Annotated in this window: 12 protein-coding genes, 1 tRNA gene and 1 pseudogene; 1 reads left to right on the plus strand and 13 read right to left on the minus strand. The window is 28.8% G+C overall.

Annotated features, from left to right (window positions below; genetic code table 4):
- Positions 1-230 precede the first annotated feature (230 nt).
- The 8 genes from EXC46_RS03170 to rpmF form a co-directional block, all read right to left on the minus strand.
- Positions 231-307, minus strand: a tRNA-Ile gene (locus EXC46_RS03170).
- Positions 308-364: 57 nt separating this feature from the next.
- Positions 365-760, minus strand: a complete 396-nt coding sequence (gene rpsI / locus EXC46_RS03175) for a 30S ribosomal protein S9 (protein ID WP_316244675.1) — start codon at positions 758-760, stop codon at positions 365-367.
- Positions 760-1,194, minus strand: a complete 435-nt coding sequence (gene rplM, locus EXC46_RS03180; RefSeq protein WP_027333446.1) for a 50S ribosomal protein L13 — start codon at positions 1,192-1,194, stop codon at positions 760-762. The genes rpsI and rplM overlap by 1 nt, the downstream gene beginning before the upstream one ends.
- 182 nt (positions 1,195-1,376) lie before the next feature.
- On the minus strand, positions 1,377-2,645 hold the full coding sequence (gene obgE / locus EXC46_RS03185; protein WP_027333445.1) for a GTPase ObgE: 1,269 nt from the start codon (positions 2,643-2,645) through the stop codon (positions 1,377-1,379).
- 95 nt (positions 2,646-2,740) lie between these two features.
- Positions 2,741-5,359: a protein translocase subunit SecDF gene (secDF, locus tag EXC46_RS03190; protein ID WP_027333444.1), complete on the minus strand. Its 2,619-nt coding sequence runs from the start codon at positions 5,357-5,359 to the stop codon at positions 2,741-2,743.
- Positions 5,360-5,429: 70 nt separating this feature from the next.
- Positions 5,430-6,383, minus strand: coding sequence for a Holliday junction branch migration DNA helicase RuvB (gene ruvB, locus EXC46_RS03195; RefSeq protein ID WP_044888846.1), 954 nt, complete (start codon positions 6,381-6,383; stop codon positions 5,430-5,432).
- A complete protein-coding gene (gene ruvA / locus EXC46_RS03200) occupies positions 6,367-6,960 on the minus strand; it encodes a Holliday junction branch migration protein RuvA (protein WP_027333442.1) in 594 nt (197 codons plus the stop codon). The genes ruvB and ruvA overlap by 17 nt, the downstream gene beginning before the upstream one ends.
- A 193-nt stretch (positions 6,961-7,153) precedes the next feature.
- Positions 7,154-7,357 carry a 50S ribosomal protein L32 gene (gene rpmF / locus EXC46_RS03205; protein WP_027333441.1) on the minus strand — a complete coding sequence of 68 codons (204 nt, stop codon included), beginning with the start codon at positions 7,355-7,357 and terminating at the stop codon, positions 7,154-7,156.
- Between the two features lie 213 nt (positions 7,358-7,570).
- On the opposite strand from rpmF, the pseudogene EXC46_RS03210 reads away from it, so the two are divergent.
- Positions 7,571-8,497, plus strand: a pseudogene (locus EXC46_RS03210) (nucleotidyltransferase).
- A gap of 50 nt (positions 8,498-8,547) precedes the next feature.
- Here the strand turns inward: EXC46_RS03210 and EXC46_RS03215 are convergent.
- The 5 genes from EXC46_RS03215 to grpE form a co-directional block, all read right to left on the minus strand.
- The gene (locus EXC46_RS03215; RefSeq protein ID WP_027333439.1) at positions 8,548-10,698 is read right to left on the minus strand and encodes an MIP family Ig-specific serine endopeptidase; all 2,151 of its coding nucleotides are present in this window, start codon (positions 10,696-10,698) and stop codon (positions 8,548-8,550) included.
- Positions 10,699-10,874: 176 nt separating this feature from the next.
- Positions 10,875-11,588, minus strand: a complete 714-nt coding sequence (locus tag EXC46_RS03220) for a 16S rRNA pseudouridine(516) synthase (RefSeq protein WP_044888845.1) — start codon at positions 11,586-11,588, stop codon at positions 10,875-10,877.
- Between the two features lie 9 nt (positions 11,589-11,597).
- Positions 11,598-12,908, minus strand: a complete 1,311-nt coding sequence (locus EXC46_RS03225; protein WP_084262928.1) for a glucose-6-phosphate isomerase — start codon at positions 12,906-12,908, stop codon at positions 11,598-11,600.
- A 660-nt stretch (positions 12,909-13,568) separates the two neighbouring features.
- On the minus strand, positions 13,569-15,368 hold the full coding sequence (gene dnaK, locus EXC46_RS03230; protein WP_129622181.1) for a molecular chaperone DnaK: 1,800 nt from the start codon (positions 15,366-15,368) through the stop codon (positions 13,569-13,571).
- A 128-nt stretch (positions 15,369-15,496) separates the two neighbouring features.
- Positions 15,497-16,315: a nucleotide exchange factor GrpE gene (gene grpE / locus EXC46_RS03235; RefSeq protein WP_027333435.1), complete on the minus strand. Its 819-nt coding sequence runs from the start codon at positions 16,313-16,315 to the stop codon at positions 15,497-15,499.
- Position 16,316 lies beyond the last annotated feature (1 nt).

A 16,316-nucleotide genomic window follows, 5' to 3' on the forward strand; every position in this document is an offset into this window, starting at 1 on the left:
TGTAACGACTCTTTTAAAAGTCGTGTTAATATTATACATACAAAATAAAATAATTCAAATAAAAAAATCTTTTTTTATAAAACGCACGTTTTTGTTGTTATTTGGCTGTTAAATTCAATTAATTTGATAAATCATTTTAGAATTTATTTTCTTGATTTTAAAGTTAGATTTTGAAATAAAAAAACTCAAGAAATTCTTGAGTTTCTATTTTCGACCAACATTTGTTGAAATGGTGCGAACGAATGGACTTGAACCATCGACCTCACGATTATCAGTCGTGTGCTCTAACCAGCTGAGCTACGCTCGCATATGTATGCTTATTATACACTTTTTTATATAATAAGCAACAAAATTATTAAATAAATTAACGTTTTGAAAATTGTCTTGCACGACGTGCAGCACGAAGACCTGGTTTTTTACGTTCTTTAGCTCTAGCATCTCTTGTAAGCATACCAGCAGCTTTTAAAACAGATCTATAACTGTCACTTGCTAATAATAAAGCACGAGCAATACCTAATCTAATAGCTCCAGCTTGACCACTTAAACCACCACCAGCAACTTTAACTGAAACATCAAATTGTCCAGCAGTTTCTGTTAACACAAAAGGTTGATTAGCATCTTTTAAATAAATATCTGATGTTAAGTAATCTCTAGCATCACGATTGTTGATAATAAATTTACCTGTACCTGTTGAAATTTTAACACGAGCTACAGATGATTTTCTTCTTCCTAAACCACGATATTCTACTTTAGACATAATTATTTAACCTCTAATCTTTCTGGTTGTTGTGCTTCTTGTTTGTGTTCTGGTCCTGCATAAACGTATAAGTTACGACGTTGTTTGTTTCCAAGTTTTGTGTGAGGGATCATACCGCTAACAGCTTTTTCGATTAAAGCTGTAGGTCTTTTTACTCTTAATTTAGCTGCTGTAATACTTTTTAAACCACCAGGATATCCTGAGTGTGAGTAGTAAATTTTGTTTTCTTCTTTTTTAGCTGTTAAAACAACTTTTTCAGCATTGATGATAATAACATTATCACCCATATCTGAATTTGGAGTAAAAGTAGGTTTGTTTTTTCCTCTTAAAACTGAGGCTACAAAAGCTGCTAAACGTCCTAAAACTTGTCCTTCTGCGTCAATAACATATCATTTTTTATCTGCTTGTTGGCTATTAACAATTGTAGTTTGTCTCATAAACTATCCTCCTACGTTAATTTAAAAATTCGGTTTGGTCCATAAATTGCATTACTATTATAACATACAAACAAATATTCAAAAATAGAAAAAAGAAAAAGTTTAATATGTTGATATTTTTGCAATTTAAGTAAGTTGTGTTTTTTAATTATATTATAAAAAAGAGAGATTTTTAATTTAAATTAATTTTCATCTTCTCACTCAAATTGGTATCCATAAATTGTTACAGTATCACCTTTTTGAATTCCTCTTCTTACAAGATCTTCTCAAACACCAATCTTTCTTAAGATATTGTTAAATCTAAGTAAGTTATCATAACTATTAATTGGAATTTTGTGATAAAGCTCTTCAATTTTAGGCCCTGTAATTTCAAAGTAACCTTTGTATGGTGAGAATATTTCGTAATCGGGTTGAAATTCAATTACTTTCATTTCCTCTTCTTCTTCATTTTCAATTGGATTGAGATGTGATTTTTTAATTAATTCAAGTAATTTACCTTTAACTAATTCAATATTTTCATTATTTAATGCAGAAATAGAAATAACATCCAAATCTGGGTAAGTTTTTTTAAACTCTTGCATATGATTATCGAATGCCTCAAGATCAGATTTGTTAGCAATAATTAGTTGAGGTTTGTTTTCTAATTTTAGATTATAGATTTTAAGTTCATCATTAATTATTTTGTAGTCTTCAATTGGATTTTTGTCTTCTGAACCAAAATCAATAATGTGAGCAATAATTCTACATCTTTCGATATGTTTTAAGAATTGTATTCCAAGCCCCTTACCTAATGAAGCGCCTTTAATTAATCCCGGTAAGTCTGCAACTGTGTATGAATCGCCATCGTATTCAACCATTCCTAACTGCGGAACAAGTGTGGTAAATTCATAATCGGCAATTTTAGCTTTTGCATTTGAAATTAAAGTTAAAAAAGTACTTTTTCCAGCTGAAGGTTTTCCTACAAGACCAACATCACTTAAAATTTTTAGGACGATGTTTGCTTCATATTTTTCTCCTGGCATTCCATTTTCACAAATACGTGGTGCAGTGTTTTTGGCGGTTTTAAATTTAGTATTTCCCCTTCCGCCTTTACCACCTCTAGCAACTAAATATGGTTTATCAGCTTCTAGAACATCAGCAATTAATTTTTTACCATTATAAACAAGTGTTCCAATAGGTACTTTAATGTATGTGTCTTTAGCGTTAGCTCCATAAAGATTTTTAGGACCACCTTTAACACCATCTTCAGCTGTAATGTGTTTGCTTTTGTAGAAACTAAGTAAGGTATTTTTGCCTAAATCACCAACAAAATAAATGTTTCCACCACGTCCACCATCTCCGCCATCTGGACCACCTTTATCAACGTGAGCCTCTCTACGGAATGAGATCATTCCATCTCCACCTTTACCGGCTTGCAATAAAATTTTAACTTCGTCTACGAATTTTGCCATGTATACCTCCAATTAACTGCCTTTTTTTATAGTTATAGTATTATAAATTATATTTTTTTATTTAAAAGAAAAACAGGCTTTGCCTGCTTTTGTAATTAAACTAGATAATCATTAATTCCATTAAAGGTTTGTTCTTCTGGGAAATTAATGTTTCAATATCCATTTTTAATTCTTTTTGCAATTCTTTTTTGTCTTTGGTTTTCAAGTAAACTTCAAATTCAAGTACAAATGAAAATCGAAGAGTAAACTCCAATCGTGATTCCAAATAGCATAATAATATTGAATGAAAAGTCTGTTGCATTTTGAAATGCTAAAAGAACAATAATTGCAAAAATTGTTGTTAATGAAGTATAAAGACTTCTTTTTAAAGTATCAGCTATTGCTGTATTTACAATTTTACGAATATCATCTTTAGTTAAAATTTTCTTAACATATTGAGCATGAATAATTTCTCTAATCTTATCAAATGTAACAACTGTATCGTTAATACTGAGCCCTAAAATTGCAAGCATAGCAGCTACAACAATTGTTGAAATTTGTAATCTTGTAATAATAATGAAAGCTATAACCATTAAAAAGTCATGTAATAAACCAAAAATTGCTGCAATTGAATAAGTATAATTCATTCGAATAAGTAAATAAACAATAATTGCAATAAAGCTAATTGAAGTAGCTATTAAAGCATTGATAACTAATTTTTGTGCTTCTGAATTTGAAACTTGTAATGCTAAAACGTTAAAGTTACTGTTGTAGTCTGAAACAATTGTTTTAACTTGTGTCAGAATTTCTTCTTGATCAAAGTTGCTTCCGATTAGTTTTAAAGATACAAGATATGAATCATTTTGTTTGTCAGATAAATTAATTGAAATTAAATCTTGAATATTTTCAATTCCATTCATTTTGGCTGCTAATAAGTTTTGAATCTCTTGAGCATTAGCTTGAGTCATGTAAATACTTTTTGCTTCATTTGCGACAATTGAAATATTTAATCCACCACTAAATTCGATTGATGTATTGATTCCACTCCCAAAGCTACCATTTTTGCCTGCTATTGCTCCAAAAATTATTATTGCAACAAGAATGAAAATAAATGAAGCTAACGCAAATCATTTCGACTGTTTTAAGAAATCGTTTTGATTAATGAAAGTTCTTAATCTTGTAGGTTTCTCAATATATTTTTTATGAACACCTAAAAGATAAAGACGCTTTTCAAAAAGTCCTGTATTTGCAAGCATATGAGCTACAAATTTTTGGAAGACAAGCATCACAATTAAAGTGAATAAAACTGATAAAACAAGTGTAATACTAAACCCTTTAACATCTTTTGTTCCAAAATAAAAGAGAATAAATCCAACTAATAAAGTTGTAATATTAGCATCCAAAATACTTGAAAGTGATTGCCTATTTGCGTTTTTAAATGATTTTTTAAATGAATCACCTTCATAAATTTGCTTTTTCAGTCTTTCATAAGTAATAACATTAGCATCAACACTAATTCCAATTCCAATAATCATAGCAGCTAATGTTGATGGAGAATATTCGCCACGAAGTGCTGTGAAGATAAGTAATGTTAAAAAGATGTAAAGCGACATACTAATTGTGCTTAAAGCACCTAGTAAACCATAGTTGACCATCATAAAGATAGCAATAAGACTAAAAATAACAATACCGGCAAAAATAGCATATTTAAATGCTGTTTGATTTTTGTCTGCTTGAACATAGTATTTAAGAAGCGGAACTAATTCATAATTACTTAATCCAAACTTAATTTTACTTGCTAATTCTTTAGCATCAACTTGAGTAAAGTTACCTTGAATAACTGTTTTATCAGTTGTAATTACTGACGAAACACTAGGTGAACTAATTAAATATAACGATGCTTTAAATTCATTTTCTTTAAGAGCATTTTCACCTAAATTTTGTCCGTTATTAGTAAGGTAAACTTCATTATTAACGTGAATAAAGTTTCATAGGTTTTTACCAGCTGCATTTCAATCATCTGGGTATTTATTTTCAGCTAAATCAACAAGTTTATCTAAATTAAGTCAAATTAGCATTCTACGATCTTGCTTATTTGAAATATATTTAGTTGCATCAACTCAAGCATTTTGACCATTAACACCGTTTAATTCAATTGAAACATTTCATTTACCATCATTTCCTAAAGTTGCTTCTACTCCATTGCTTTTAAATGGTGGAATAAAATTAGAAATTGGTAAAAGATTTCCTTCTGAATCAAAAAGTGATGCATCTTCTTTGAATGTAATTGTCGAACCATCTTTAACAAAAAGCGGATGCATTTCTGTATCTGTAATTGTTAAAATAGGTTTTGTAATAATTTCTTCTTCAAATTTAGTTAATTCTTCAAAAGAGTAATCACCACTTTTGGTAATTCTTAATTTACCTTCTCCTTCAGTTGAAATATTAATTCCGTTAAGACCTGTTCCGCCAGTTAAGCGATCATAAAGTGAATTGTTAATTAAATTAGTTAGTTCACTGTTTGCATTAACTGTTTGACCTTTGTCATCCTTTGTTTGCGCTTGGACGACAACTTCAACACCTCCGCCATATTCAATCGATTTATTAACGTTTTGAGAAATATAATATTTGCTACCAACAACAATAGATGTTGCTGCAGCAGATAATGTTAAAAAACTGATTAAATATCTTCGAAAATTATTGATTTTAAAGATTTTTTTGAATCACTTAATCATATTAATCTAAATGATACCACAAATTAATCTAAATGATACCACAAAATCATGTCCTTTTACTTTGAATTACTTATTTTAATTGCTCTAAAAGATAGTTAATTCCTTTGTCAGAAATTTTCCGTCCGCGTGAATTTTTCTCGATAAATTTTAAGTAGATAAGAATAGGTTCAATTTCATTTAAAATTGTTTCTTTGTTGTGGATCGAAATTCCTGTAATTGTATCAAGGGAGAGGGATCTATTGTGGCCGATATTTTTCAAAATCTCTAAATATTCAACATGATCTTTAGTGAGGCCAAATTGATAAAGATCTAGGTTCTTAAAAGTTTTTTGGACGATATTTAAGTCAATTTTGCCATTATTTTCCGCAATTGCAAAGTCACTAATTCTCTCAAGCAAGTGATTTGCTATTCTAGGTGTTAAACGAGCATAATTAGCAATAAACTTTTGTATTTCAAGTGGGATTTTAAGATTCATTTTTTTGGTTGAATGTTTAATAATTTTCAAAATATCTTTTTCATTGTATGGTACTAATCTTGCAATATAACCAAAACGATCTTTGAATGGTTGAGGTATTTCATTAATTTTAGTTGTAGCACCAATAAGTGTAAAGGGTTTGATCTTCATCCGAAGTGCTCTAGAATTGCCTTCTGCACCTATAATTAAGTCAAAAACAAAATCTTCAATCGCACTATAGAGAAATTCAATAATATTTCGATTAATGCTATGAATTTCATCAACAAAAACAATGTCCCCATCTTGAATAATCGAAAGCATATTGATAATATCTGCTTTCTTTTCTAAATTTGCTCCTTGAATGTAGTGTATTTTTTTATCAGTTTCATTCGCTATAATGGTAGCTAAAGTTGTCTTGCCCATACCTGGAGGGGCATAAAACAAAATATGTGATAAAACACACTTTTTAATCTGAGAACTTGTAATCATTGCTTTTAATGTTTTTATTAACTTGTCTTGCCCAATGAAATCTTCGAATTTCAGTGGTCTTAAATTATTGTGTTTGTACATTTTTTTGTTGCTCGTCAGCAATGATTTGAATTGAATCCTCAATCATTTTTTCTAAATTATCTGTTTCTTTAATTTTTTGCATTGCTAAATCAATTTGATGTTTTTTAAACCCTAAAGTTGTGAGTGTTAAATTTAGCTCATTTAAGTTATTTTGTTTGGCTTGTGTTTCAGCTTTCACTTGGATTAATTTGCTTCATTTTTCTTTTAATTCAACACAAATGAATCTAGCAGTCTTATCAGTGACAAATGGACAACTAGCAAGTGTTTGTCATTCTTCTGAAACAATTGATGTAGCTACTTCTAGTCAACCTTTTTCTAAAAGATTAATAGCTATTTTTGGTCCAACTTTATCTATTGTTAAAAGATCAATAAAAAGCAATCTTTCTTTAAAATCCTTAAAACCATATGTATTTTGATAATAATCTGTTTTGTATTCATAAAGAAATAACTTCATTTTTTGGCCAATTGTAAAGCGATGTTCTTGAGCAACATTTACAAGATAACCTGTTCCATAAGATTCTAAAATTAGATTGTTTTTGTTTTTGTATACTATTTCTCCAAATTTATATAAAATCATATTTTCTCCTTTTTTGTTCCTCATTTAGTAGATAAAGAAATTTGCATTATGAACAAAAAAATGTCTAAAAATAAACTAAAAATGTTCTAGAAATAGTATTTTTCCTTACTTTAAGAAGAATTTAAAAAACAAAAAAGACACTAAATATCTAAATATCTAGTGTCTGGAATTTGAAATAATTTAAATAAAACGATTATTTTTGGATACGGTCGTCTAATGCAACATATCCTTCAACTTTTTTACCTTTGTAAAAACCACAAAATCTACATACTACGTGTTGCTCAATTAATTTTGTACAGTTTGAGCATTTTACAAGGTTAGGTGTAGCTAACGCATTGTGTGTTTGTCTTTTGTGTTTACGTTGCTTTGATGTTTTACGCTTTGGTACAATAGCCATGGTTGTCCTCCTTTGTGGTCTTTATAATTAGCAAAAATATTATAATACAAAAACAAAAAATAATAAATATTATTTCAAAAAAATTGACAAGCAAGGTGAGCTTGAAAACTCATTTTTGACTAGTAATACTAATTTTATGTTCTAGAAATATTTTTGCATTCAAATTTAATCAAAAAGTATTTATTGTTTTATATATTATAATTAATTTTATCTATGAATCAAAAAAGAAAAAAAACAAAAGTTGGAATAGTTGTTGAATATAACCCGTTCCATAATGGTCATATTTTTCAGTTAAATTGAATTAAAGAACACTTTCCAAATTCTAAAATAATAATTGCAATGAGCCACAAGTATTCACAAAGAGGTGAAATTATTTGTTTATAATTTAGACAAAGGTTTAAAATAGCCAAAAAATACGGTGTTTCGAAAGCAATTAAACTACCAGTTGAAATTTCTGCACAAGCAGCTCATATTTTTGCAAGTCAAGCAGTTTTAAAATTAAATAAAGCAAGGATTGATTATTTAGTGTTTGGTTCAGAAACAGCAGATGTAGAGCTCTTTCTGAAGATTGCAAAATTAATCAAAGAAAATAAAGCAGAATATAACAAACTTGTCAAAAAATACTTAAAAGAAAAAGGTAATAGTTTTCCGAGAGCAACTAATTTAGCTTTACAGGAATTATCAGGCGAAAATATTAGCTTGCCTAATGATATTTTAGGATTAGAATACGTTAAAACAATAGTTGAAGAAAACTTGGACATTAAGCCAATCGCAATCAAAAGAACAGTTGGTTTTCATGCTGAAAAACCTAATGAAAGTTTTGCTAGTGCAACATATTTACGAAAAGCAATAAGTGAAAATCAAGATGTTTCAAAATACACGCCCGTTCAACTAAAAAAACTCAAAAGAAAGAGATTGATTGAAAATACTTATCCTAAATTTCAAAAAATTATTAAAAATTCAACTCCTGAACAATTGAGAAAATACAAAATGATTAGTGAAGGTATCGAGAATTTATTTATCAAAAATATTGATAAGCCAAATTATGAGGAGTTTATTGCTTCTTGTGTGAGCAAAAGATATACAGCAAGCAGAATTAAAAGAACGTATCTTTTTGTGCTTTTAAAAATAAAAAAATAAGCCTAAAGCCTATTTTCTAAAAATTGTTTTGCTCCTTTTGGAGCTTTTTTTTAACTAGGAAAAAGTGCAGTTGAGTAGTTTTCTCCATAAACTTTTTCAAGTTGCTCTTTATATGAATTGGTTTGAAGTTCATATTTATTTTTGTCACGTCCATCAATTAAATTATATGGATAGATTACTCCATTTGCATTTCAAAGTTTCGCACTTTGGACAAATTGGATAAAGAGTGTGCTGTGATTAATTACATATTTATTATCTTCGCTTAAATAAATTGAAGAGTCATCTTTTAAGTTACCAAATAAAAGACCAATTGGCAGACCATCTTGATTTAAGACTAAACTACCACTAATTCCGCCATATGCTTTTGTACCATGATCTGTTTTATATGCAATACCATAAAAATACGGAATATCTTCACCATTAAATTTTGCTCCATGATCAGCTACTTGCTTATTATGTAATTCATCAATTGGTAAAAATGACGTATCTTTTCTACCGTGTCAATCAGTTCTTTTTAATGAAGCTAAATCACTATCTAAAACGCTTGAGAAAATACCCTGACGGTTGGAACTATATGAAGGAAATCCATATGAATAAAGTGAATAAGGTTTATAGTAATAAGGAGTAATTTCATCATCTTTAAAAATATTTGTCAGAAAATCAGAGACTTCTTTTGCTTTTTCATAAGTTGTAATTTCATTTAGCTTATTAGCATCATTTGTTCTAATCATATTTTGTCTTGCTTCTCAAAATGAACGATAATCTAAATTTGCATATGGAAGAGAGTTATTAAACATTGAAATTTTGTGAGTTTCAACTTTGTTAATTGAATCGTCTAAAACTTGCGGTGCTTGCACAACAAGTTGTTTGACGATCGGTCTAAATTTTGAACTCGGATATTTGCTTACTTTAAAATCTCATTCAATTACAGCAAAATCTGTGTAATATGTTTTAGATTGATCATAATTAGAATAAGCTCTTTCGTCCATAAAATTACGTGCTAAAAAGAATGTTCTCGGGAAATTATCATTCGCTATTTCCATATATTGGACTTTACCATTAGCAACTTGGTTTTGACTTCCTTTTCCAATAAAAAGTCTTGAAATTGCTTTATCACGATTTGGTTGCTTATATTCAGGATAATCATCTTCGCTAAATAATTCTACCGCTACATGATAATTTGTTCCAAAGAACAATTTATATTCTTCTCTTTCTTTAATGACTTTGTAATCTAGTAATCAAAGTGTACCAGCTGTATATGTTCCATCATTAAAAAATGTAAGTAAAGAAAAACTTCTTTTGCGAAGCAAGTCAATATAATCGTTGTTGCTATTTAACATAAAATATTCAGGGACAATATCGTTATATTTTAAGGCATTTGGATTTTCATTATAAAAACTTTCCGCTGTTTGTTTTTCATCATTATTAGAATTTAAATTAGTTTTAGGTTCATTAGTTTCGATTTTATCAGAATCGTTAGCAATAGGTTCATTATTAGTTACAGGATTTGGTTCATTATTTTCATTAGCTTCCACTTCTTTTGAACTTGTATCAATATTATTTTCAACCCCTTCTTCATCTTTGCTTGTTTTTGGTAACTCTTCTTCATTAGTAGAAATAGTATCATTTGAAGTATTTGATGTATTTTCTGTTTCCGAACTAGCACTATTATGTGAACTTTCAGGGTTTGAATTTTCTTTATCTGCGTTAGTTTCATTATTTATTGTTGAATTGGAACTAGTAATTTCGCTATCAGAAGAACTATAAGAACTTGAATTATTATTGGCTTCTATAGTTTCATTATTTGAATTATTAGTTTCTGAAGGCTTTTCTGAAGGTTCAGATGTTTCATTATTAGTTTCTGTCTGTGTTTTAGTATCTTGATTTGCGTCTTCTTTGTTTTCGCTTTCATTATTTGAAACAGTTGCAGAATCACTTGGTTCTAAATTAGTTGAATTGTCACTTTTTTTGTTTTCTGCTTCTTTATTTATCAATTGTTCATCTAAATTATTATTTAAGTCGTTTTCTTTTGTGTCTAGATCATTATTTGCATTTTTAGGATTATCTGCTGTTTGATTATTTTTTTCTATTTCTTTTTGAGTTTGCGCTGTTTTGCTTGTTTTATCACAAGAAGCAGCTAAACCCAAAATAGAGGCAGATAAAGCAAAAAAGGATAAAATTTGTTTTAGTTTTTTAATCATTTTAGCTCTTTTCTATTTTCTATATCTTAAATTATAAACAAATCAAAATGCAAATAATAACAAAGCTCAAAATAATTCATAAAAAGTAAGTAAAAAAGGAAACAAAAAAGGAAACGTCACGATAAAAGTGACATTTCCCATTGAAGTTCAAGTTTAAAAGATGAAAATTGCATAAATTAAACTTTAGCATTTTTTAAAATTTCAATCTCTTGTTTGGTTAGTTCTCGATATTCACCTACCTGAAGATTTAATTGATCAAGTTCTAATTTTCCAAAAGAGACTCTCTGTAGTTCTATAACTTCATTATCTACTTTTTGGAACATTCTTTTAACTTGGTGAAATTTACCTTCGTTAATTGTTAAAAATGCTCTGTACTGATCAATAATTTCTAATTTAGCAGGCTTGGTTAATTTTTTTTCACCAATATCGATACCTTGTTCAAATTGAGTGACCAAGTCAATTTTCAAAGGGTTTTTAGTATCTACTAAATATTTTTTAGAAATATGCTTATTTGGACTGAGTAGATTGTGTGAAAAAGCTCCATCATTAGTCAAAAGAAGCAAACCAGTTGTATCTTTATCTAAACGACCGACAGTATGTAAGCCTTTAATATACCTATATTTAGGATCTAAAAGTTCAAAGATAACATTATTTCACGAATCTTGATTTGCACAAATATAGTTTTTAGGCTTATTAATTACAAGGTACACAAATTGATCATTATAAACTTCTTGGTTATTTATAAAAATCAAATCTTGACCTGTGTTTATTTTTAAGTTTTCAAGGATGCTTTGATTATTAATGCTAACCAAACCTTGTGAAATTAATTTTTTGACTTCTTTTCGTGAATAATTTGTATTATTACTAACTAACTTTTCTAAATCAATCATTTTCTAGAATTATTTTTTTCCAAGTAAACTAAACATATTTTTCTTATATACTTCAACGCCTGGTTGGTTGAATGGATTTACACCTAATAAATATGCGCTCATTGCTAATGCACGTTCAAAGAAAATGAATAAAGCACCTAATGTTTCTTCATCAAACTTATCGAATAATAAATGAAGGTTTGGCACTTTACCAACTTCAACATGGGCTTTCATTGTAGCTGCAAAAGCAACATTATTCACAGAGTGTAAATCTTTACCATCTAGGTAACTTAATTTATCTAAATCTTGTGAGTCTGATTTAAATACGATGTTGTATTTTGGATTTTTAAGTGTTAAAACTGTTTCAAATAAAATTTTATTTCCATCTTGAATCATTTGCCCTAATGAGTGTAAATCAGTTGAGAAAAGTGAACTCATTGGTCAAATACCTTGTCCATCTTTACCTTCTGATTCTGCAAAAAGTTGTTTTCATCACTCGGCAAAATATTGTAATTTTGGTTCATATGACACAAGCATTTCGGCTAAAAAGTTGTGTTCTGTATGTAAATAAAACCTAGTAACAGCATATGCATAAGCAGGGTTTTTAAGAATTAAATCAGAAGATAATTCTTTGTTTGTTAAGTTTGCTCCTTCTAGTACTCTTTTTGCATCAATTCCTGCACAAAGAAATGGGAAAAGACCAACTGCTGTTAAAACTGAAAATCTTCCACCAACATCATCTGGAACGATGAATTTTTCATATCCTTTTTGAGTAGCAAGTTCAAAAAGTACACCTTTAGCTTGATCTGTTGTAGCAGCAATAAGCTCACTTGCATTTGCTTCTTTAGACTCTAATAAGTTTCTAAATTCTCTAAAAGCAATTGAAGGTTCTAAAGTTGTTCCTGATTTTGAAATTACATTAATAGCAAACTTTTTATTTTTAACATATTCTAATTTTTCATATAAAGCTTCCGCAGAAATATCATTTCCGGCAAAAAGTAATTCCATTTTTGGTTTTTTAATTGAATAAGGACCATAAATAAAGTCGTAACCTGTTTTAGCCCCTAAATATGAACCACCAATTCCAACTACAACTACAACTTCTACACCAGCTTGTGCTCAGCTATCTGCTTTTTTCACCATTCTAGCAAATTCATCTTTATCGTAGTCTTCTGGAAGGTTGTATCAACCTAGTCAATCTTTTTCTTCGACTGTTTTATTAACTAATGAATTGTGAATTTTTGTAACTCTTTCTTGAAGAGTACCAGCTAATTCATTAATGTTTGTTGTCTCTTGTGGGAATGCATTATCTAAATTCAATTCTAAATGTTTTAATTTCATTTTTTCTCCTAATTATTATTTGAGTTTTCTCTTATGATTTTTTAATTATTAATAATTATAATTTATACATTTAATTTTATTAATAACTATTAATGAATTTTTGAATGAGCAAGATTAATATTTAATTTCATCTATTAACTCAAAATATAGATGAACTAGAGCTTGTATTTATACTTTTTTTGTTCTACACTGCTTTTTTCTTATTTATTTAATGTTAGGAGACTCTGAAGTTTTCTAACTGGAAAGGAGGGAAACGTGTGTAAAAAATTTTTTTTGAAAGAAAGGAATATGAATATTAAGTTATTTTTAATTCTCTTAATTTTGCTAGTTATACTAGCTATTTTGAGAACCAAATAATTTAAATCATATTTCCTCCTTTCGAAAAGGAAAAAACACCTTCCGGCAGAAGGTGTTTTTCTATGGAAATGAGTTTAACATGTGTAAAAATTTCATATAAATTATACCTTTTTTAAAAGGTTCTTTTAAAAATAAATAACCTATAAAAGCTTAATTTTGAAAATTAGTTAAAAATGGAAATAAAAAGATGAAACAAATGAACAGCTTAAAAATAACAGCACATAGAAAAAATAGTTTCTTGTGTTAAAAAACCAGAACATAAGAGAAGCATAACTTTCTTACGTCCTAGTTTTAGTTTTGATATTATTCTTCAACAACTTCAGCTGTTTCTACATTATCTGAATTTGATGATGAACTAGCATTTTGAGCATTTTGTTGTGCAGCATAGTTAGCAAAGTTTTTAATTGCATTTTCTAACTCATCAAGTTTTGTTTTAAGAGTTGAAATGTCTTTTTTATTAATAAGTTCTTGAATTTCTTTTACTAATTTTTCTGATTCTTCTTTTGCTTTAGGATCTAATTTATGACCTTGATCTTTATTAGCTTTGTTAATTTGATCGATTAAACTTTCAGCACGAACAATTGTTTCTGCTTCGTCTTTACGTTTAGCATCAGCTTCTTTGTTCATTTCTGCTTCTTTAACCATTTTTTCAATTTCTTCTTCTGATAATTTACTTGAGTTTGAAATTGTGATTTTTTGTTCTTTTTGAGTTTTAACATCTTTAGCTGTTACAGTTGTAATTCCGTTAACATCGATTGAGAAGCTAACTTCGATTTGTGGAACACCTCTAGGAGCTGGTTCAATACCATCAAGGTTAAATTGCCCTAAAAGTTTGTTATCGTTAGCCATTGGTCTTTCGCCTTGCACAACTCTAATAGTAACTTCTGTTTGATTATCTGCAGCGGTTGAAAAGATTTGTGATTTTGTTACAGGAATTCTTGTGTTTCTAGCAATAAGAGGTGTAGATACTCCACCCATTGTTTCAATTCCTAAAGTTAATGGTGTAACGTCTAAAAGTAAAATATCATCAATATCACCTGCTAAAACAGCACCTTGAATTGCAGCACCAATTGAAACAACTTCATCTGGGTTAATTGAACGGTTTGGTTCTTTACCTAATGTTCTTTTAACCATATCTACTACAGCAGGCATTCTTGTTGAACCACCTACAAGTAAAACTTCATGAATATCATTTGCTGTAATTCCAGCTTCTTTAAGAGCATCTTCAATAGGTTTTCTTGTTCTGTCTAATAAATGAGAAGTCATTGATTCAAACTCACTACGTTTTAATTCAAGCTCAACATTAACTGGTCCATCAGCTGTTACAGCAAGGAAAGGTAAGTTAATTTGAGCAACAGATTGAGCTGATAAATCAATTTTAGCTTTTTCAGCTGTTTCTTTTAATCTAGCTAAAGCCATTTTATCATTTGCAGCATCATAGTTGTATTTTGAATTAATTTCTTTTAACATTCATTTAACAATTTCGTTATCTCAATCATCTCCCCCAAGGTGGTTATCTCCACTTGTTGAAAGAACTTCAAATGTACCATCTTCTAATTCTAAAACAGAAACGTCAAATGTACCACCACCAAGGTCGTAAACTAAAACTTTCATTGATTTATCTGTTTTTTCTAAACCGAAAGCAAGAGCTGCTGCTGTAGGTTCGTTAATGATACGTAAAACATCAAGACCAGCAATTTTACCAGCAATTTTAGTAGCTTCACGTTGAGCATTATCAAAGTAAGCAGGTACAGTGATAACTGCTTTAGAAACTTTTGTTCCCAATTTTGCTTCAGCATAATCTTTCATATATGAAAGGATCATTGCTGAAATTTCTTCTGGTTTATAATCTTTGCCATTTACATGTACAGTTTTATTTGTTCCCATTAATCTTTTAATCGAAACAACTGTGTTAGGGTTAGTTTCAACTTGTCTTTTTGCTACTTCACCAACAATAATTTCTCCGTTTTTAAAAGCAACTACTGAAGGTGTTGTTCTTTTTCCGTTTGGATTTTCCAAAACAACAGGTTGTTTATTTTCAATTACAGAAACAACAGAGTTTGTTGTTCCTAAGTCAATTCCTAATACTATTTCTTTAGCCATTTTAGCCTCCTAAATAAGATATATAAATAAGTTATAAGTTAAAAACTTTATTAAATTTTTATTATTTTGATAATTTAATTATATCATACTTTTTAGCAATCAAATCATTTAATTGCTAAATTTTTAAATTATTTTTTATTTACTATCACTGATGCAGGTTTAACTACCCTATCTTCAATCATGATTCCTGGTTTAACGACTTTTGTAATTATGTTATTTTCAAAATCAGTAAGTGTAGAAAAATCAATTGCTTGTTCTTTGTGTGCATCAAACTCTTGACCAACTTGAGGTAAAATCAAACTAACTCCATGATCATTTAAAACTTGTTCAAATTGTTGAGATACAATGTTAAAACCATAGCAATAGTTTTTAACTTGGATGTTGTCAGAGTTTTCTCCTGCTTGAACTGCCATTTTAAAGTTGTTGAATGGAGTTTCAAAATCTTCCATAAATTTTAATAAAGCAAACTTTTTGGCTTGTGCAAGTTCATTTTTATTTTTTTCTTCTAGTTCTTTTCTAAATTGAGCGATTTGTTCATTAGCTTTATTAGATAGTTCACTTGCTTTTTCTTTAAAAGTATATTCAAGTACTTTAATTTCGTTTTCTTTAAGTGATAATTTGTGTTCAAGCTCTTTGATTTTTGCTAAATTTTCCGATTCATTTCCTTTAAAGTTTTCTTGCTCAATAATTTCAATATTATCCATGATTACAAGTGCACTTTTTCTTCTGAATTCTTCAATTGGATAATCTTTTGCAAAAGAAAATTTAACTTCTAAAGTTTTTTTGATTTTACGATTAACTATTTTTTCATCAAAAAAAGGTAAATATTCTTCTTTTCCTATTGTGATTTCACGATAACCTGAATAATTGTCTTGTTTTTGATCTTCAACATAAAGTTTGAATTCACCTTTTAAAATATTATTGTCTTTTATCTTAATTGCTTTCATA

This window comes from Mycoplasmopsis glycophila (assembly GCF_900660605.1).
Lineage (GTDB): Bacteria > Bacillota_I > Bacilli_A > Mycoplasmatales > Metamycoplasmataceae > Mycoplasmopsis > Mycoplasmopsis glycophila.